This window comes from Kocuria sp. UBA1838, assembly GCF_002338785.1.
GTDB classification, from domain to species: domain Bacteria; phylum Actinomycetota; class Actinomycetes; order Actinomycetales; family Micrococcaceae; genus Kocuria; species Kocuria marina.
In genome coordinates, this window is the sequence record NZ_DDIY01000017.1 from 282,337 (window position 1) to 298,519 (window position 16,183).

14 protein-coding genes and 1 tRNA gene are annotated in these 16,183 nt (G+C 69.6%); 4 read left to right on the forward strand and 11 right to left on the reverse strand.

Features of this window, described 5'->3' with window-relative positions; translation table 11 throughout:
• Positions 1-241 precede the first annotated feature (241 nt).
• The 3 genes from B3I25_RS10395 to B3I25_RS10405 are packed head-to-tail and all read left to right on the forward strand — an operon-like array spanning position 242 to position 3,710.
• Positions 242-1,084 carry a (Fe-S)-binding protein gene (locus tag B3I25_RS10395; RefSeq protein ID WP_064846365.1) on the forward strand — a complete coding sequence of 281 codons (843 nt, stop codon included), beginning with the start codon at positions 242-244 and terminating at the stop codon, positions 1,082-1,084.
• Positions 1,081-3,069, forward strand: a complete 1,989-nt coding sequence (locus B3I25_RS10400; protein ID WP_286738881.1) for a LutB/LldF family L-lactate oxidation iron-sulfur protein — start codon at positions 1,081-1,083, stop codon at positions 3,067-3,069. The genes B3I25_RS10395 and B3I25_RS10400 overlap by 4 nt, the downstream gene beginning before the upstream one ends.
• Entirely contained in the window at positions 3,066-3,710 is a 645-nt protein-coding gene (locus B3I25_RS10405; RefSeq protein WP_270263400.1) for a LutC/YkgG family protein, read from the forward strand. Before B3I25_RS10400 ends, B3I25_RS10405 begins: the two co-directional genes overlap by 4 nt.
• Before the next feature lie 232 nt (positions 3,711-3,942).
• Here B3I25_RS10405 and moeB read toward each other — a convergent pair whose 3' ends face one another.
• Genes moeB through thiO form a run of 4 tightly spaced genes read right to left on the reverse strand, consistent with a single transcriptional unit; the run spans position 3,943 to position 7,623 of the window.
• On the reverse strand, positions 3,943-5,133 hold the full coding sequence (moeB, locus tag B3I25_RS10410; protein WP_206479011.1) for a molybdopterin-synthase adenylyltransferase MoeB: 1,191 nt from the start codon (positions 5,131-5,133) through the stop codon (positions 3,943-3,945).
• Positions 5,130-6,071 (reverse strand): thiazole synthase, encoded by a 942-nt coding sequence (locus B3I25_RS10415; RefSeq protein ID WP_286738885.1) that lies wholly within the window; start codon positions 6,069-6,071, stop codon positions 5,130-5,132. The genes moeB and B3I25_RS10415 overlap by 4 nt, the downstream gene beginning before the upstream one ends.
• 2 nt (positions 6,072-6,073) lie before the next feature.
• Entirely contained in the window at positions 6,074-6,340 is a 267-nt protein-coding gene (gene thiS / locus B3I25_RS10420; RefSeq protein ID WP_144997303.1) for a sulfur carrier protein ThiS, read from the reverse strand.
• A complete protein-coding gene (gene thiO, locus B3I25_RS10425) occupies positions 6,337-7,623 on the reverse strand; it encodes a glycine oxidase ThiO (protein WP_286738886.1) in 1,287 nt (428 codons plus the stop codon). Before thiO ends, thiS begins: the two co-directional genes overlap by 4 nt.
• A 234-nt stretch (positions 7,624-7,857) precedes the next feature.
• Here thiO and thiE point away from each other — a divergent pair, with 234 nt between their 5' ends.
• A complete protein-coding gene (gene thiE / locus B3I25_RS10430) occupies positions 7,858-8,520 on the forward strand; it encodes a thiamine phosphate synthase (protein ID WP_286738887.1) in 663 nt (220 codons plus the stop codon).
• A 165-nt stretch (positions 8,521-8,685) separates the two neighbouring features.
• Here thiE and B3I25_RS10435 read toward each other — a convergent pair whose 3' ends face one another.
• The 7 genes from B3I25_RS10435 to B3I25_RS10465 form a co-directional block, all read right to left on the reverse strand.
• Positions 8,686-9,126: a thiol-disulfide oxidoreductase DCC family protein gene (locus tag B3I25_RS10435; protein WP_231885551.1), complete on the reverse strand. Its 441-nt coding sequence runs from the start codon at positions 9,124-9,126 to the stop codon at positions 8,686-8,688.
• Complete coding sequence (locus tag B3I25_RS10440) at positions 9,099-9,950, reverse strand: PhzF family phenazine biosynthesis protein (RefSeq protein WP_206479007.1); 852 nt, start codon at positions 9,948-9,950, stop codon at positions 9,099-9,101. Before B3I25_RS10440 ends, B3I25_RS10435 begins: the two co-directional genes overlap by 28 nt.
• A 139-nt stretch (positions 9,951-10,089) precedes the next feature.
• The gene (locus tag B3I25_RS10445) at positions 10,090-11,154 is read right to left on the reverse strand and encodes a putative glycoside hydrolase (RefSeq protein ID WP_064846621.1); all 1,065 of its coding nucleotides are present in this window, start codon (positions 11,152-11,154) and stop codon (positions 10,090-10,092) included.
• The gene (pelF, locus tag B3I25_RS10450) at positions 11,151-12,875 is read right to left on the reverse strand and encodes a GT4 family glycosyltransferase PelF (RefSeq protein ID WP_064846622.1); all 1,725 of its coding nucleotides are present in this window, start codon (positions 12,873-12,875) and stop codon (positions 11,151-11,153) included. The genes B3I25_RS10445 and pelF overlap by 4 nt, the downstream gene beginning before the upstream one ends.
• A gap of 141 nt (positions 12,876-13,016) precedes the next feature.
• Positions 13,017-14,456, reverse strand: a complete 1,440-nt coding sequence (locus B3I25_RS10455; RefSeq protein ID WP_286738890.1) for a hypothetical protein — start codon at positions 14,454-14,456, stop codon at positions 13,017-13,019.
• 434 nt (positions 14,457-14,890) lie between these two features.
• A tRNA-Pro gene (locus B3I25_RS10460) sits at positions 14,891-14,967 on the reverse strand.
• A 97-nt stretch (positions 14,968-15,064) separates the two neighbouring features.
• The coding region (locus B3I25_RS10465; protein ID WP_286738891.1) for a (Fe-S)-binding protein at positions 15,065-16,183 on the reverse strand (1,119 nt) is incomplete at its 5' end.

The following is a 16,183-nucleotide window of genomic DNA, read 5'->3' on the forward strand; positions in this document are numbered from 1 at the left end:
GCGGTGTGCACCACGTCCGGGCAAGTCGTACGATGAGTGGTCAGACCACATTGGTCCTACCGCACAGCGTACATGATGCAGGTCACATGGTGAACACCTCGCGCCCCGCCGTGGGGAGCCCGCGCGCGGCCTTTCATGCCTGTCCCATGCCACGCCGTACGTTGTTGTGATCGGGCTCACGGGCGTAGCCTGGTATGACCGCAGAGTATGGACCGGGGCAGACGGTTAGGAGACCACACACATGAAAATCGCGCTCTTCGCCACATGCATTGTGGATGCCATGTATCCCAAGGTGGCGCTGGCCACCGTGCGGATCCTCGAGCGGCTGGGACACGAGGTCGTGTTTCCCCAGGGGCAGGGCTGCTGTTCCCAGATGCACGTCAACAGCGGGTACTTCCAGGACGCTGTGCCGGTGATCCGCAACCACGTGCGCGCGTTCACCAGCGCGGACTACGACGTCGCCGTGGCCCCCTCCGGCTCCTGTGTGGCCTCCCTGGGGCACCAGCAGCCGATGGTTGCGCGCCAGTGCGGCGAGGACGCCCTGGCCGAGGATGCCGCCATGGTGGCCAAGAACACCTACGAGCTCTCCGAGCTGCTCGTGGACGTGCTGGGCGTGACGGACGCCGCCGAGCAGCTCGGCTCCTGGTTCCCGCACCCGGTGACCTACCACCCCTCGTGCCACGGCATGCGCCTGCTGGGACTCGGGGATCGCCAGAAGGACCTCGTGCGCTCCGTAGCGGACATCGAGTTCCATGAGCTACCCGACGCCGAGGAGTGCTGCGGCTTCGGCGGCACGTTCTCCTTCAAGAATCCGGACGTCTCCGGTGCCATGGCGGACGCCAAGCTCAACAACATTCGCAGCTCGGGCGCCTCGCTGTGCACCGGCGGGGATGCCTCGTGCCTGCTGCACCTGGGCGGAGCCGCGTCCAAGCGGAACGTGGACGTCCAGACCGTCCACTTCGCGGAAATCCTCGCCTCAACCCGGGCCAACCCGCTGCAGGTAGAGGGCCCCGTTGAACTGTCCATCTCCCAACCCGGCCGTCGCACGGCGAGCCCGGTCACCACTGCAGGAGCAACTCGATGAGCGTCACGTCCCTCGGCATGCCCGCCGTGCGTCCCGTGCACGGGCAGGGCAACCTGCACGCGCAGGTCGCCTTCCCCAAGGCCGCCAAGAAGGAGCTGCAGAACAAGCAGATGCGCGCCAACATCCGGCACGCCACCCACACCATCCGCGCCAAGCGCGCTGGCGTGGTGGGGGAAGTCCCTGACTGGAGCGAGCTGCGCGACGCCGGCTCCGCCATCAAGGAGACCGTGATGGCGGAGCTGCCCGAGCTGCTCGAGCTGTTCGAGGCGAACGTGACGGCGCGCGGCGGCGTCGTCCACTGGGCCCGGGACGCGGACGAGGCGAACGCCATCGTGACCCGTCTGGTCCAGGAGCAGGACACCACGGACGTGATCAAGGTGAAGTCCATGGCCACCCAGGAGATCGGGCTGGACGAGCACCTCTCCGAGCACGGGATCACCGCCACGGAGACGGACCTCGCCGAGCTCATCGTGCAGCTGGGGCGGGACAAGCCCTCCCACATCCTGGTGCCCGCGATCCACAAGAACCGCGAGGAGATCCGCGAGATCTTCAGCCGCGAGATGCCCGGCGTCACCGAGGAGCTCACGAGCGAGCCCCGAGTGCTCGCGGAGGCCGCGCGGCAGCACCTGCGGGAGAAGTTCCTCACCTCCAAGGTGGCCATCAGCGGCGCGAACTTCGGCATCGCGGACACTGGCACCCTGTCCGTGGTGGAGTCCGAGGGCAACGGGCGCATGTGCCTGACCCTGCCCGAGACCCTGATCACCGTGATGGGCATCGAGAAACTGTTGCCCACCTACCAGGACCTCGAGGTGTTCTTCCAGCTCTTGCCGCGCTCCTCCACTGGCGAACGCATGAACCCGTACACCTCCCTGTGGACCGGCGTGACGCCCGGGGACGGCCCCAAGAACTTCCACGTGGTGCTCCTGGACAACGGGCGCTCCGCGGTGCTCGCGGACCCGCAGGGTCGCTCCGCACTTCACTGCATCCGGTGTTCCGCGTGCCTGAACGTGTGCCCCGTGTACGAGCACGCGGGCGGGCACTCCTACGGCTCCACCTACCCCGGTCCCATTGGGGCGATCCTCTCGCCGCAGCTCACGGGCATCACGTCCGAGAAGAACGCCTCCCTGCCGTACGCGTCCTCCCTGTGCGGGGCGTGCTACCAAGTGTGTCCCGTGAAGATCAACATCCCCGAGATCCTCGTGCATCTGCGGGACGAGGACATCCGCACCCAGCACGGGCAACGCGCGGACCACGCCCACCCTGCACCGGTCTCCAAGGACCCCGCGGTGGGCGCAGACGACAACTGGCGCGAGGAGAAGTCCCTGACCGCGGACGAGGGCCGGGGTGGGCAGGACACTGCCCCCCAGAAGGGCACCCTCCAGGAGCTCGGTTCTCGGGCGCGTCGCGCAGGACGCCGCATCCGAGGAGCCGTGCCTTCCCGCGGTGTGCCCACGCAGATGGACGCCATGATGAAGGGCGCTTCCTTCGTGATGTCCTCTGGTCAGCGAATGTCCTTGGCGGAGCGCGGGCTACCCATGGGCCGTGTCATCGCCGGCCGCGACCGCGCCATCGGTTGGCTGCCCGGCATGGTGGGCGGCTGGACCGCCGAGCGCGACATCCCCGAGCCCCCCAAGGAGTCCTTCCGCAACTGGTGGAAGAAGCACGAGGGGGAGACCGGGGAACGACTCGAGCGCGACGGCGTCACTGCGGCGTCGGGAACCGCGCGCACCGGTGCGGGGCTTGCGGAGGACCACCCGGCGTCGTCCGCCGAGACGGCAACCCCCCAGGGCCTGCACCGCGAGTCCAAGGCCGCCCGGACCGAGGAGACCGCGGCCGGCACCGGCCAGGACGCCGCCACCCCGGGTGCCGGCGCGGATGCCGTGGCCGGGGCGTACAGTGCCGCCACGGGCGACCCCCACGAGGACAACATCGCACCCCGCAACGGCCACGCAGGCCGCGGGAACCAGGACGGAGAGCCGGCATGAGCGCCGACGCCAAGACCGAAATCCTCGCGCGGCTCAACGGTGCGCTCGCGGACCACCCGCGGGCACCCCACGTGCCCCGCGACTACCGGCACACCTCGGACCTCGGGCGGGACGAGATCATCGACATGCTCGAGGATCGGTTGCTCGATTACAAGGCCAACGTCTACCGGGAGACCGCGCAGACCGTGGCGCAGCGCGTCGCCACCCAGCTTGGGACCTCCGCGCGCTACGTGATCCCCGAGGGCCTCGACACCGCGTGGTTGCCCGAGGAGACTGCCGCCCGCCGGGCCATCGTGGACCCCAACGACGGTCGCAAGGCCTCCGCGCTCACCGTGCGGGACCTCAACCAGGTGGACGCCGTGGTGACCTCCTCCACGGTCTCGTGCGCGCAGACGGGCACCATCTTCCTGTCCGGGCGCCCGGACGAGGGTCGGCGCGCCATCACCCTGGTGCCGGACCACCACATCTGCATCGTGCCGCTGGACTCCGTGGTGGAGCTCATCCCGGAGGCCATGGCCCGCGTGGAGCCCACCGCGCCCACCACCATGATCTCGGGGCCCTCGGCCACCTCGGACATCGAGCTCGAACGCGTGGAGGGTGTCCACGGTCCGCGCACGCTGGACGTGATCCTGCTGGGTTGAGGCCGCGCGGTCCTGTCCCGCATACTTCGAGAAAGGTCCCCGTCGCCCGCGTTACCGCGGTGACGGGGACCTTCGCGTTCACACGTTGCTCACCAGCAGCGATCGCTCACGAGGAGCTGCCGCGCGCGACAAGCGATCAGTCAGTCCAACGGCTATCCACCACGAACCGCTGGACCTCATGGTGACACACGCGCGGAAACCGCTCCTTGAGGAGGAGCTGTGATCGAACGGGTCAGTAGCGCGGCAGCGCCGGGTCCACCCGGTCGATCCACGCGAGCACCCCGCCGTCCAGGTGCTTCACGGTGTCCTCCCGCAGGGCGTAGTCCCTGCGCAGTGCCGCGAGGGCCTGGGCGGAACGGGCACCGGCCTTGCAGTGCAGGATCACGGTGCCCTCCGCCTCATCCGGAAGAGCCGTGACACCCCGGTCCAGGACGTCCTGCAGCGGCACGTGCACGGATCCGGGGATGGCCACGAGATTGCGCTCCCAGTCCTCGCGCACGTCCACGAGCGTGAAGGACGTCTCCCCGAGGGACCGGGCGGTCAGTAGCTCGGCCAGCTCCGGGGCGGTGACGGTCTCGTGGGGGGCGGGAGCGGCGTCGTCGTCGGAGGGCAGACCGCACGCGAGCGCCACCCGCGAGAGATCCGTGACGGGTGGGCGGTGCGGGTCCGGCAGGACCGTGAGCTCGCGCCACGTCTGGGCCAGGGCGTCGTGGATGAGGACCCTGCCGAGCAGGGGACGGCCAATGCCCGTGATGAGTTTGAGCGCCTCGGTGACCATGACCGAGCCGATCGTGGCCGGGAGCATGCCCAGCACACCGCCCTCGGCGCACGAGGGGACCTGGCCCGGCGCGGGCGCTTCCGGGAACAGGTCGCGGTACACGGGGCCGTGACCGGACCAGAACACGGAGACCTGGCCGTCGAAACGCAGGATGGAGCCCCACACCACGGGGATGCCGGTGAGTTCGGCGGCGTCCGAGACCAGGAAGCGTGTGCCGAAGTTGTCCGCGCCGTCCATGATCAGGTCGTAGCCGGAGAAGATCTCCAGGGCGTTGTCGGTGCTCAGCCGCTCGGGATGGCGGTGCACGGTGACCAGGGGGTTGAGCCGGGCCACGGCATCCGCGGCGGAATCGACCTTGGGCCGACCGATGTCGGCCATCCCATGGACCACCTGGCGTTGCAGGTTGGACACGGATACGACGTCGTCGTCGACCACGCCGATGGTCCCCACCCCGGCGGCCGCGAGGTACTGCAGCGCGGGAGCGCCGAGCCCGCCCGCGCCGATCACCAGGACGCGTGCGTTCTTGAGCCGACGCTGCCCCGTCTCGCCCAGTTGCGGCAACGTGAGGTGGCGTGAATAGCGTTCGAGTTCCTCGCGACTCAGATCGGAGGCGGGGGCCACGAGGGGTGGTAGCGGGGTGCTCATGAAACCTGCGATTCCAGCTGTGGGGTGGTGGATGAAGGCGCGGGCCAGTCCCCGCGGGGCGCGTCGGCGGTGTCGATGCGCCCGGCCATGGGCGAGGACGCCACGGCGTGCGTGCGCCGCGCGATCCGCCCCGCGCCGCGGGCCAGGTGCCCCGCGAGCACGGCGTGCTTCATGGCACTCGCCATGGCCACGGGATCCTGCGCGCGGGTCACGGCGGACGCGAGCAGGACGGCGTCGCACCCGAGTTCCATGGCCAGGGCCGCCTCGGACGCCGTGCCGATCCCGGCATCCAGCACCACGGGGACGGACGCGCGGGACGCGATGAGTTCGATGTTGTGCGGGTTGAGGATCCCCAGACCCGTGCCGATGGGAGCACCGAGGGGCATCACGGCCGCGGCCCCGGCGTCCTCGAGCCGCAGCGCGAGCACGGGGTCGTCGGACGTGTACGCGAAGACCTTGAAACCGCGCCGAGCGAGTTTCTCGGTCGCGTCCAGCAGCTCCACACCGTCCGGGAGCAGGGTGTCCTCGTCCGCGATGATTTCGAGCTTGACCCAGTCCGTCTCCAGCGCCTCGCGCCCCAGTTCAGCGGTCAGCAGGGCGTCCCGCGCGGTGTAGCACCCCGCGGTGTTGGGCAGCACCCGGATGTCGTTGCGGCGCAGCAGCCCGTACAGGCTGTCCTGCGGTGTCCCGGTCGACGACGCCGCTGCGCCACCTCCCGCGCGACCGCTCGCCCGGTTCGCCGTGCCGGATGCTTGCGCGCCCGCTGGCGAGGCGGGGCCGGGCGCGAAGCGGCGCAGGGCCACCGTGGTCAGTTCCGTCCCGGAGGCCAGCAGGGCCCGTTCGAGCATTGCGAAATCGGTGAGGCCCCCGGTGCCCATGATCAGCCGGGACGAGAGCTCCACCCCGGCCACGGTCAGGGGGGTTCCGTGCGTGGTCATGTTCAGCCTCCCTGCACCGCGGTGACGATCTCGACGGATTGACCCGCTTCCACGGGGGTCGTGGCCCACAGGGAGCGGGGGATTACGGCGTCGTCCACCGCCACGGCGATCCCCAGGGGATGACCGTCCGCGGCGGTGCCCTCGGGTGTGATCTCGCGGCCCGTGAGGTCGACGACGGCGCTCGCGACCGTCAACCCCGGGGTCACCGTCACGGGGGAGCCGTTCACGACGGCCGTGGAGGAATTGTCTGTGGTCTCGGGCGCGATCATTCGAGTCCTCCCTGCATCTGGGGATAGCTCTCGGGTGTGGTGAACGGGGCCTCGGGGGCGGGGTTCGAGTGCCGGGCCGGGTCGGTGTCGGCGAGGAACGCGGCGTCGGACTCGTGGTCCGCGAGCGGGTCCAGGACGCCGGTCACGAGCTCCGCCGCGAGCCGGGACGCCACGGGGGTCAGCAGGATGCCGTGACGGAAGTGACCCGTGCTGATCACGAGCCCGGCCACCGAGGTCTTCCCCACGTACGGCAGGTCGTCGGAGGTTCCCGGGCGGGCGCGGGCCATCATCTCCAGGACGTCGCAGTCGTCGATCGCGGGGACCACGGTGCGCGCGTCCCGCAGCAGTTGGTGCACGCCACCGGCCAGCACGGATTCGCGCCCGTCCTCGCGGCTCGTGGCGCCCAGCACCAGGGTGCGGTCCTCGCGGGGGACCATGTACACGGGCCGACCCAGGACCTGGGCGCGCACTGTGCGCGTGAGCAAATGCGATTCCCCGGGGGCCAGTGCGGTCTCGGGAACCCGCAACCGCAGGATGTCCCCGAACACCGGGCGCAATCGGAGGTCGAGTCCCTCGGGCAGCCCGCCCATGGTGTTGGCGGTCAGCCCGGTGGCCACGACCACGGCGTCCGCGGGGATCACCTCACCGGAGTCCACCTGCACGCCCGTGGCCTGCCGGGGTTCCCTGCGGGACGTCAGCACGGTGTCCACGCGGGAGGTCAGCCACTGCGCCGGTCCGGCGTCGGGGACGTCCCCGATGGTGGTCAGCTGCGGGCAGTTCAGGGTCTCCACCAGGGCGGCCGCGAGCATCCGGGGGTCCACCTGGCGGTCGGAGACGATCCGTACCGCACCGCTCAACCGCGGCGCAAGAGCCGGTTCCAGGTGCCGGGCCTCCCGCGTGGAGATCTCCTGCACGTCCATCCCGGAGGCGATCTGGTGTGACGCGAGGTCGGAGAGGGATTGGGCGTCCGCGGCGTCGGCGGCCACCACGAGCGTCTCCTCGGTGCGGTAGCCCGTGGGCAGGCCCGTGGCCGCGGTGACGCGCTCCACGAAGTCCGGGTACTCCGCGGCGGAGGCCCGCATGAGGGGGTAGAGGCGTTCCTGGCCGTACTGGGTCTCGGCGATCGGTGCGAGCATGCCCGCGGCCGCGCGGGTGGCGCCCCACGCCGGGCGGGGATCGACGACGGTCACGGCGGCCCCGCGGCGTCGTAGTTCGAAGGCCGTGGCCAGGCCCACGAGACCAGCTCCGGCCACGACCACGTGGTCACCGAGGTGCTCTGGCATTGTTCCTCCCTCCGGCGGCATGATCCGCATCAGGTGATCCGGTCGGCGGCTCACGCCCTCTCAGCCCGCTGCGGTGGTTGTTGCCAACGTGTGCGGACTCCCGTGGAGTTCGTCGAACGGCGACGAACGGCCCTGCCAGTCTAATCACCCCTAGCTGTGGAACGCAGGGGGACTTCGCGGCGGGCTGATCGGGCGAGGTGTCCGCGGGCGCGCGGTTCGTGCCACGATGGCCGCATGGGACACACGAGCCAGACGGGTACCGGGCGCCGCGCCGCCCTCGAGAAGGCGCGACTGTACGTGTGCGTCACGGCGCGCCGCGAGCGCGGTGACCTGCGGGAATTTCTGCACGCCGCGTACGAGGGCGGGGTGGACATCATCCAGTTGCGGGACAAATCCCTCGAGGCCGCAGCGGAGATCGAGGCCATCGAGGTGCTCGCCGACGTCGCCCGTGAGCACGGCGCACTTTTCGCCGTCAACGACCGCGCGGACGTCGCGCTGCTCACCGGCGCGGACGTGTTCCACGTGGGCCAGGGCGATCTCACCACCGCGCAGGCTCGGCGGGTCCTGGGGGACGACGTGGTGATCGGGCGGTCCTGTCACTCCCCGGTCCAGGTGGACGCCGCCGTGGCCGACGCCGGGCTCGACTACTTCTGCACCGGGCCCGTGTGGGAGACCCCCACCAAGCCGGGTCGCGCGGCCGTGGGGCTCGAGCTGCCGCGCTACGCTGCTCAGCACGCGGGGGACAAGCCCTTCTTCGCGATCGGCGGGGTCGACACCGCGCGGTTGCCGTCCGTGCTCGACACGGGTGCCTCGCGCATCGTGGTCGTGCGGGCCGTGACCGATGCGGAGGACGTCACCGCGGCGGCGCGGGCGCTGCGGGACACGCTGCCCGGGTGAGACCCGATCTTTGAACGCGGTGGAGCGGCGGCGCCGCGGTGGGATGGCACCGCTCGGGTGGCGACGTGTTCGGTGGGGTGGTGCGCGTCGGGGCGGAGTCATGGCGCCGCAGTGTCTTGCCGTCGCGCGGGTGGCACGGCTCGCTCGGTACGCGGAGCGGAACCGTTACGGGGTCCCGCACCGCCCGGGGTGCTGCTGGCACCACGGGGTGACACCGGGGAACTTCCCCCGGTGATCGGCCACCCACCGGTACACGCGGTCCTGGACCCACCGCACGGGCGGTAATCGGTAGAACGGCTCGAACACCCGGATGCCCAGGGCGGTGTCCAGGGTCACGGCCACCGCGTGCGCCCCCGAGGATCGCTCACCGGAACGGGATAGGACGGCCCACACCGACGCGTTGCCCTCCGCATTCGTCAGTCCGAACCGCTCCAGTACGCCGGGGACCTGGTAGGCGTGCAGGGCGATCCGGTCATGGCGGTCCAGTGTCCGGGCCCATCCCACGCAGCGCGTGCAGAACCCGCAGTTGCCGTCGAAGACCAGGTGCAGGGACGCGCCCTGCTCGGTGCCCCGGGGGTTCACAGCAGCACCGTCCCGTCGATGCACGCGGTGCAGTGTCCGCCCACGAACACGTGGTCCCCGTCCGACGTCACGGTCACGAGGCCGCTGCGTCCCATGAGGGTGCCCTGTCGGGCGATGTAGTTCGCGGGCGCCCGGTCCGTACGGATGAGCCACTGGGCCAGGCTCGCGTTGAGGCTTCCCGTGACGGGGTCCTCGTACCCGCCGGTGCCACCCACGAAGGCGCGGACCTCGAACTGGTGCGGGCTGCTCTGCGGGTGGGGACCCACCACGCCGATCTTGGCGCCGTGGAGAGCGGGAAGGTCGGGCTCGATCGCCAGGACGTCCTCGGCGCCAGCCAGAAGCAGCGCGGCCCAGCCGGGGCCGTTGTCGACCCACTGATGGGCGACGACCTGCTCGTCCCGCAGGCCCAGGGCCGCGGTTACGCCCCCGAGCAGTTCCGGGCCCAGGTCTCCCGTGCGGTCGGTGGGTGGGGCCTCGAAGGTCAGTGCGCCGTCGTCGGACGGGCGGATCCGCACGAGGCCCGCGGCGCATTGCTGGACGATGACGTCCTTGGCACGCGCGGTGTTGCCCGCGGTGAGCCATGCGTGGGCCGAGCCCAGGGTGGGGTGACCGGCGAACGGCAGTTCACGGTCCGGGGTCCAGATGCGCAGCCGGTAGTCGGCGTCCGGGTCCGTGGGTGGGAGCACGAACGTGGTCTCGGACAGGTTGGTCCAGCGCGCGAAGCGGGCCATGGCGTCGTCGGTGAGATCGGTGCCATCCAGGATGACCGCCACCGGGTTGCCCAGATAGGGCTCCCGGGAGAAGACGTCGACCTGGGTGAACGGGCGCGGACGAGGTATTGGGCTCATGGGGTGATTCCATCACGATGCGCCGACGGGGTGTCATCTCGCGCCCGGGCCTCACACGGCGCGGCCAGAGACAACATGTCCGGCGCACACGCGTGCCGGACGGGCGTCCGGCACGCGATGCCCCGCACCCCCGGTGGGCTCACCCCCGCCGCAGCACCACCCCGCGGCGGGGCTGCAGCACCAGGTGGGACCCCGCCGCCCGACCCCGGACGTCGACCATGCCGCGCGGCACCCGGACGCGGCGGCGTCGTCGGCGGTCGGCGTTGAAGTTCACCGCGGCCCAGCCGTGCGTGAACTCGCGCCACCACGTGTGACCGCGGCGCACGGGGTCCTGCACCGGCGCGCCGAGATCCCAATCGAGCTGCGCGGTGTGCTGGGTGCGGCTGTAGTCGTCGTGCGCCGTGGCCGCGTACGCGCCGCGGCCCGCCCCGAAGATCCAGAACGCGGCCAGACCGTACTCGACATTGGGGTGGTCGTCGTCGCCGTCCGTGGGCACCCGCAGGATGCTGAGGCCCGGCCCGTCCGCCTGGGGCAGCTGCGTCTCGGTGGTCTCCGGGTCGAACAGGTCCACCGGGCTGAAACCCAGCCACACCTCCTCGAATCCGCCGCCGTAGGCCGCGTGGCTCGCCCAGCGGCCGGGCTCGCGTCGCGATTCCGCGATGTTCGGGACCAGGATCTTACCGACCTCGTTCAGGGCCGTGCCCGCGGCATGCACCAATTCGCCCGCACCGTCGCGGAAATCCGCCATCGTCCGGGCATGACGGATGGGCAGGTCCAGGCCGTAGTAGTCGTCGAACACGTCGTTGTCCGCCATCACGCCGTCGAACGGCGAATCCCGCAGCTCGGCGACGACGTTGCGCACCCAGCGCTCGCGGTACTCGGGCGACCACACGGTCATCTGCCAGTGTCCGCCGTAGCGGGCCCACTCGATGCGTTCACCGTCCAGGCGCCGCGCGAACCACCGGTCCGGGGCTTCGGCGTACGAGACCCCGGAACTGTGGATCGGGCCCGGTTCGTAACTGCGGGTCGAGGACAGGCACTTGTAGCACAGCACCGTCATGTCCGGGCGGCGCCGCTTGAGGTCCGCGGCCGCCGCCGTCTCCCACGGTTGCAGGATCGCCGCCCGGTAGTGCTGCGCGGCGAAGTCGAGCTGCTCGGGGCTGATCGGGCCCCCGTACCGGATCCAGGCGCCGACGCCGCTCACTCGCCCGCGCCCGCCAACGGCGCGTCGAGCGCCGGTTGACGCAGGTCCGAGTACTCGAAGTTGCGCTTCTCACCCATGTTGCCGAGCATCCGGTAGATCTTGTTGTAGGAGGACATGACCTCGTGGAGCTGGAAGAAGTCCTCCACGCGGCCGCGGGCGTTGGTGCTGTAGGAGCGGTAACGGTCCACGTTCCCGATCACGGCCTGGACCTTGTCCGCCATGGCCACGATGTCACCGGGTGCGAGCAGTTCACCGCACGGTCCCCACGTGCGGCCGTCGGGGGTCACCAGGTCGTCGCCCACGAGCTGGCTCATGCCACCCACGTCCGAACCCACCGTGGGGATGCCCGCGGCCATGGCCTCGAGCACCACGATCGGCTGGCCCTCGTTGTAGCTCGGGAGCACCAGGAGGTCGAACTGGTCGAGCATGTCCCGTACGTTCACGGTCCCGTGGATGGTCACGAGGTCGTGGAGGCCCAGGGCCTCGATCTTCTCGAGGCACGCCTCGTAGTACTCGGGCACATGCTCGGTGGGGCCCAGGACGTCCAGGTGGATGTTGGGGTACCCGCGATCCCGCAGGATGTCCATGCTGGAGAGCAGATCCATGAGTCCCTTGATGGGCACCACGCGGGCGATGTACACGAGTCGCCAGGTGTGTTCCTCCGGGGACTGCGCAATGCGCTCTACCGCGGCTTGGCGGGCGTGGTACTTCTCCTCGAACTCCTCGATGATCATGCCGTTGGGCAGCACCACGGACTTGTCCACGTCCGCGCCCAGGCTCGCGGCCTCCGTGATGGCCGTGGGGTAGAGGTAGGTTACGAGCTCGGCGCTCGGGTAGCAGAAGTGCCCGATCTCGATCCACCACGCCATCCACGCCCGGTCCTCGGCACTGACGTCAAACGTGCGGTAGTCCTCGGACGTGATCGACAGCGCCATGTTGCGGTCGAGCAGGGTGTTCACGGTGTCGCGCACGTACAGGTTGTGCTCGGTGAGCAGGAACGACGTGCCGTGATCGCGCGCGGCCGCGGCACCCAGCAGGGACGCGTAGCCGGTCGTGTGCGCGTGGTACACCCGGGCCCGGGGCATGGTCTCGCCCAGGATCGCGTGGGCCAGGGAGAAGAATCCGCGCAGCAACCAGAACGATTCGGACAGGGGGAGCCCGAGCTGCGGCATCCGCTCCGTCAGCGCATGCAGGAACTCGCGGGAGCCCAGCACGGCCCACAGGGGGTACTGCCGGGTACGTTCATTGAGTCCTTCGTCGATGAGCTCCCACAGTGGCTCGGTGTCCCGGGCACCGGCCAGGGCGTAGATCGCGTCGAAGATCCGGTGGGACAGCACCGTTCGCTGCTCCGCGGTCATGCGCAGGTCCTTGGGACGCACGGACATGAAGTCGTCCCGGTGCTCCTGCATGCTCAGGTAGACCACGCGGACCCATTTCACGTTCTCGGGCATGGAGTAGAGGTCCTCCTGGGGTGCCTCGGAGTCCCAGGAGATGTGGATGATCCCGTAGCTCAGGTCGGGGTTACCCGTGACGATGTCGTGGACGACCGCCGAGACCCCGCCCTTGAGGAAGGGGTAGGTGGATTCCATGACGATGGCGACGTCCACGTCCTCGTACTGCTTCTGGCGCTGTTGCGCGGCGGGGGACAGACGGGCGGGTTCCGCGACGGCCACGGACTTGGTGGCGCGGTGCTTGGCGTGTGAGCGCGTGAAAGGGTACATGTCGGCTATTCCTCACGGGATGAAAGGGTCCGGGGGGCGCAATGTGGCGACCAGTCGGGACGTGCAGTGGGGCCGGGACCGGGCAGGACTGCGCCCGTGCGCGGCGGATGCGCTTGATAGGAAGCGCTTACGTGGACTGCGTTACCAGGACGTGGCGTGGCGCCAGAAGAGGGTGTACTCGGGCTGGGCCCAGTGGCGTTTGTACAGCGCCCAGGCACCAGCGACCAGCACCAGGTCCGCGAGCAACAGGAGGGCGTACGCCCCGTTGGTGGAGAACACCGCGAACGCGAGGACGCTCACGACCAGGTGCACCGCACCCAGGGCCTGGGCCGTGATCTTCTCCCCGATGTAGTCCAGTTCGTAGCTCAACAGGGTGAGCATCATGAATGTCCATGAGGCCACGGCCACGGTCACCGCGAGTAGGACGTGGTTGGGCTGCAAGCCGCCCAGTAGCAGTGCGGCCGCCAGGGTCAGCACCATGCCCACCGCGCCGGTGCGCAGGACGGAGCGGTCCACCACGTAGCTGAGCAGCGTGGAGCGGGAGGCCAGCACGGGCAGTGTTTCCTTCTCGATGGCCCGGTGCAGTCCGCTGACGGCGCGGTCCACGTGCGGGGCCATGTTGACGAAGTAGAAGTTGTAGGCGAGCACCGCGGGGAGCATGGCCATGAACACCACGATCACCTGGAAGGTCCCGTCCGTGGCCAGGAACAGCACGAACTTGTCCGCCCACAACACCGATCCGAGCAGCAATCCGCGCAGGGCGTCCGCGGCGAAGTTGCGGTGGTCCAGGCGTTCGAAGACCCGCACGTGGGACAGCTGACGGCCCATTGCCGCGATCTGGGTGGCCGCGGCGACCAGGGGCGGAAGGATCCACACGGTGGGAACCACGGCCAGCGCCAGGGCGTAGGCGCCCCATGCCACGGCCCACAGGCCGCGGCGTTCTCCCACGTTGGCGAGGACCAGGGACTGCACGAACAGCACGTGCGCGCCCAGCAACAGCAGGTAGGCGCCCATGGCCTGCCAGGACCAGCCGGTGGCCAGCCACAGCGGCAGTGCGAACAGCGCGGCGAGCGGGAGGGTCTGCAGGAACATGGCCGGCCACACCTCGCAAAAGCGCTGGGTGATCTTCTGCATGTCCCGCTCGGCCATGAGGTCACCGATCGCGCGGTACGCGGGCATGCACGCGGCCTGCGCGAGCCAGGGCACGGTGATGGAAGAGGCCAGGACCACGTGGGTCAGTTGGACCCCACCCACGGTCGCCTCCGCCATGCGCGGGCTCACGAGCGGGAAGACGATGTTCAGGAAGATCACCGGCGAGAGGTAGAGCAACAGCTCCACCCCGCCGCGGGAGCTCCCGGCGGGTTCCGATGCGTGCTCGGCGTCCACCGGACGGGAGCCGCGCAGCACCAGGAATGCGGTGAGCAACACCAGCAGTCCGCCCGCGATGACCAGGACCTCGGCGTGTGAGCCCAGGAGTTCAAGCACCACGGGGACCAGCCCCGTGAGCAATAGGGCCACGACGATCGTGGCGGTACGAGTGCGACTGAAAGAATCGTGCACCAAAGTTCTCAGAGCTGTCACAGCTGTCCCCCGGGGATCCTGGCGCTTCCCGTCAGCCCCCGCTGACGAGAATTCCCCCATGCAAATGATGTGAAGGCGATGAGGCCAGTTCCGCTGTCGCCGCAGTGAATATATACAGTTCATGTGTGCACTAGCAAACCAACAGTTGAATTGTGTCTGAACCGGAGGGGCTCGTCGTCAGTGCTTGTCATCGTGGAGTTCACCGGTGCGCCGGGGGGGGTGGTGACGGATTGCCGGTTAGCTACGCGATCATAACCGGAGTGCATATCGGTTCAGACAATGAATGATTATGCATAGGTTTCTATGTGCCGCTGCCGAGTATCGCCGGGCCGGAACATGTCCCGGGAAGAGGCTCGGAATGGGTTTCCGGGATCCGGGTCCGTGGGGAAATGCAGAACACCCGGACCCACGATTCGTGGGTCCGGGTGTTCATGTGGTCGGGATGACAGGATTTGAACCTGCGACCTCGTCGTCCCGAACGACGCGCGCTACCAAGCTGCGCCACATCCCGATGTCACACGGCAGAGCCGCGAACAACTGCTTCAGCATAGCGGCAGCACGGGAGGAATGTGAAATCCCCGAGTCACCGAAAACGTCCGAGCGCGGTGTCAGCGGCTGACCCGCTCCAGCACCTGCAGGACGTGTTCGTAGGGTTTGCCCGTGGCCTCGGTCATGCCTTGCTCACACGTCCGATTCAAAGATGCATATGCATCAAAGTCTCCGGCCTGTACCTCCGCAGCCTCGGGAGCCGTGGCGGCCGCCGTGAGCTCGGGATGCAGCATGCCGCGGTCGCCCGCGTACCCGCAGCACCCCCACGCGAAAGGAACGGTGGCGTGCTCGGCACATGCGCCAGCCACGCGCAGGAGGTGATCGTTGATCCCCAGTTGCACGGACGAGCACGTGGGGTGCACCGCGAGCGCGCCCACGGGCGAGGACACGGTCAGCCGGTCCAGCACGTTCTCGGCCACGAACTGCACCGCGTCCACGAACCGCAGTCCGGCGTACCGGGGCGAGTTCGCCGCCAGTTCTCGCATGGTGACGAGCCCCTCGGTGCACGAGGAGGCATCACACACCACCGGGAGTGTGCCGTGCTCGGAGGCCTCCCACAGGGTCTCGAGGGTCCGCCGGGACATGGTCTCGTATCCGGAGGGTAGGCCCTTGGACTTCCACGGCGTGCCACAGCACGTGGAGGTGATGCCCTCGGGAACGTGCACGCTGACGCCGGCCCGCTCGCACAGCATGAGGAACGCCTCGGACACCGACGGTCCCTCCCCGTGCACCGTGCCGAACATGGCCCCGATGCACGCGGGGAAGAACACGGCCCGGGCGCGGTCGGCAGGGACGTTCGCGGGCGCCGTCGTCAATCCGGCACGGGAGCGACCGCCCGCGGGCAGGCGAGGGGAGTAGCGGGGGACGGTGTCCGTCCCGAGCGCGGCGCGGGCCACCGACGTCGCGCTGACCGGGAGCGCGGCGGGCATCCGCCGGGCCAGGGACAGCGCGAAGGCCGCACCAGGAACGGTCACGGGCCACGCCCGGGCGAGCCCCGCCCACACGAGGTCCGCCACGGCGGAACGGTTCTCCGACCGCAGCCGACGCACCAGGTCACCCGTGTTGATGTCCACGGGGCACGCGGTCACGCACATGCCGTCCACCGCGCACGTCTGCAGCCCGTCGTAGTCGAACTCGCGCCGCATCCGACCGGCCAGTTCGTGCTCACCGCGCGCTTC

What these genes read in the sequence shown, in the direction of transcription:
- B3I25_RS10395 (WP_064846365.1), top strand. Translation starts at nt 242, where the DNA reads ATGAAAATCGCGCTCTTCGCCACATGCATTGTGGATGCCATGTATCCC.
- B3I25_RS10400 (WP_286738881.1), top strand. Translation starts at nt 1,081, where the DNA reads ATGAGCGTCACGTCCCTCGGCATGCCCGCCGTGCGTCCCGTGCACGGG.
- B3I25_RS10405 (WP_270263400.1), top strand. Translation starts at nt 3,066, where the DNA reads ATGAGCGCCGACGCCAAGACCGAAATCCTCGCGCGGCTCAACGGTGCG.
- moeB (WP_206479011.1), bottom strand. Translation starts at nt 5,133, where the DNA reads ATGAGCACCCCGCTACCACCCCTCGTGGCCCCCGCCTCCGATCTGAGT.
- B3I25_RS10415 (WP_286738885.1), bottom strand. Translation starts at nt 6,071, where the DNA reads ATGACCACGCACGGAACCCCCCTGACCGTGGCCGGGGTGGAGCTCTCG.
- thiS (WP_144997303.1), bottom strand. Translation starts at nt 6,340, where the DNA reads ATGATCGCGCCCGAGACCACAGACAATTCCTCCACGGCCGTCGTGAAC.
- thiO (WP_286738886.1), bottom strand. Translation starts at nt 7,623, where the DNA reads ATGCCAGAGCACCTCGGTGACCACGTGGTCGTGGCCGGAGCTGGTCTC.
- thiE (WP_286738887.1), top strand. Translation starts at nt 7,858, where the DNA reads ATGGGACACACGAGCCAGACGGGTACCGGGCGCCGCGCCGCCCTCGAG.
- B3I25_RS10440 (WP_206479007.1), bottom strand. Translation starts at nt 9,950, where the DNA reads ATGAGCCCAATACCTCGTCCGCGCCCGTTCACCCAGGTCGACGTCTTC.
- pelF (WP_064846622.1), bottom strand. Translation starts at nt 12,875, where the DNA reads ATGTACCCTTTCACGCGCTCACACGCCAAGCACCGCGCCACCAAGTCC.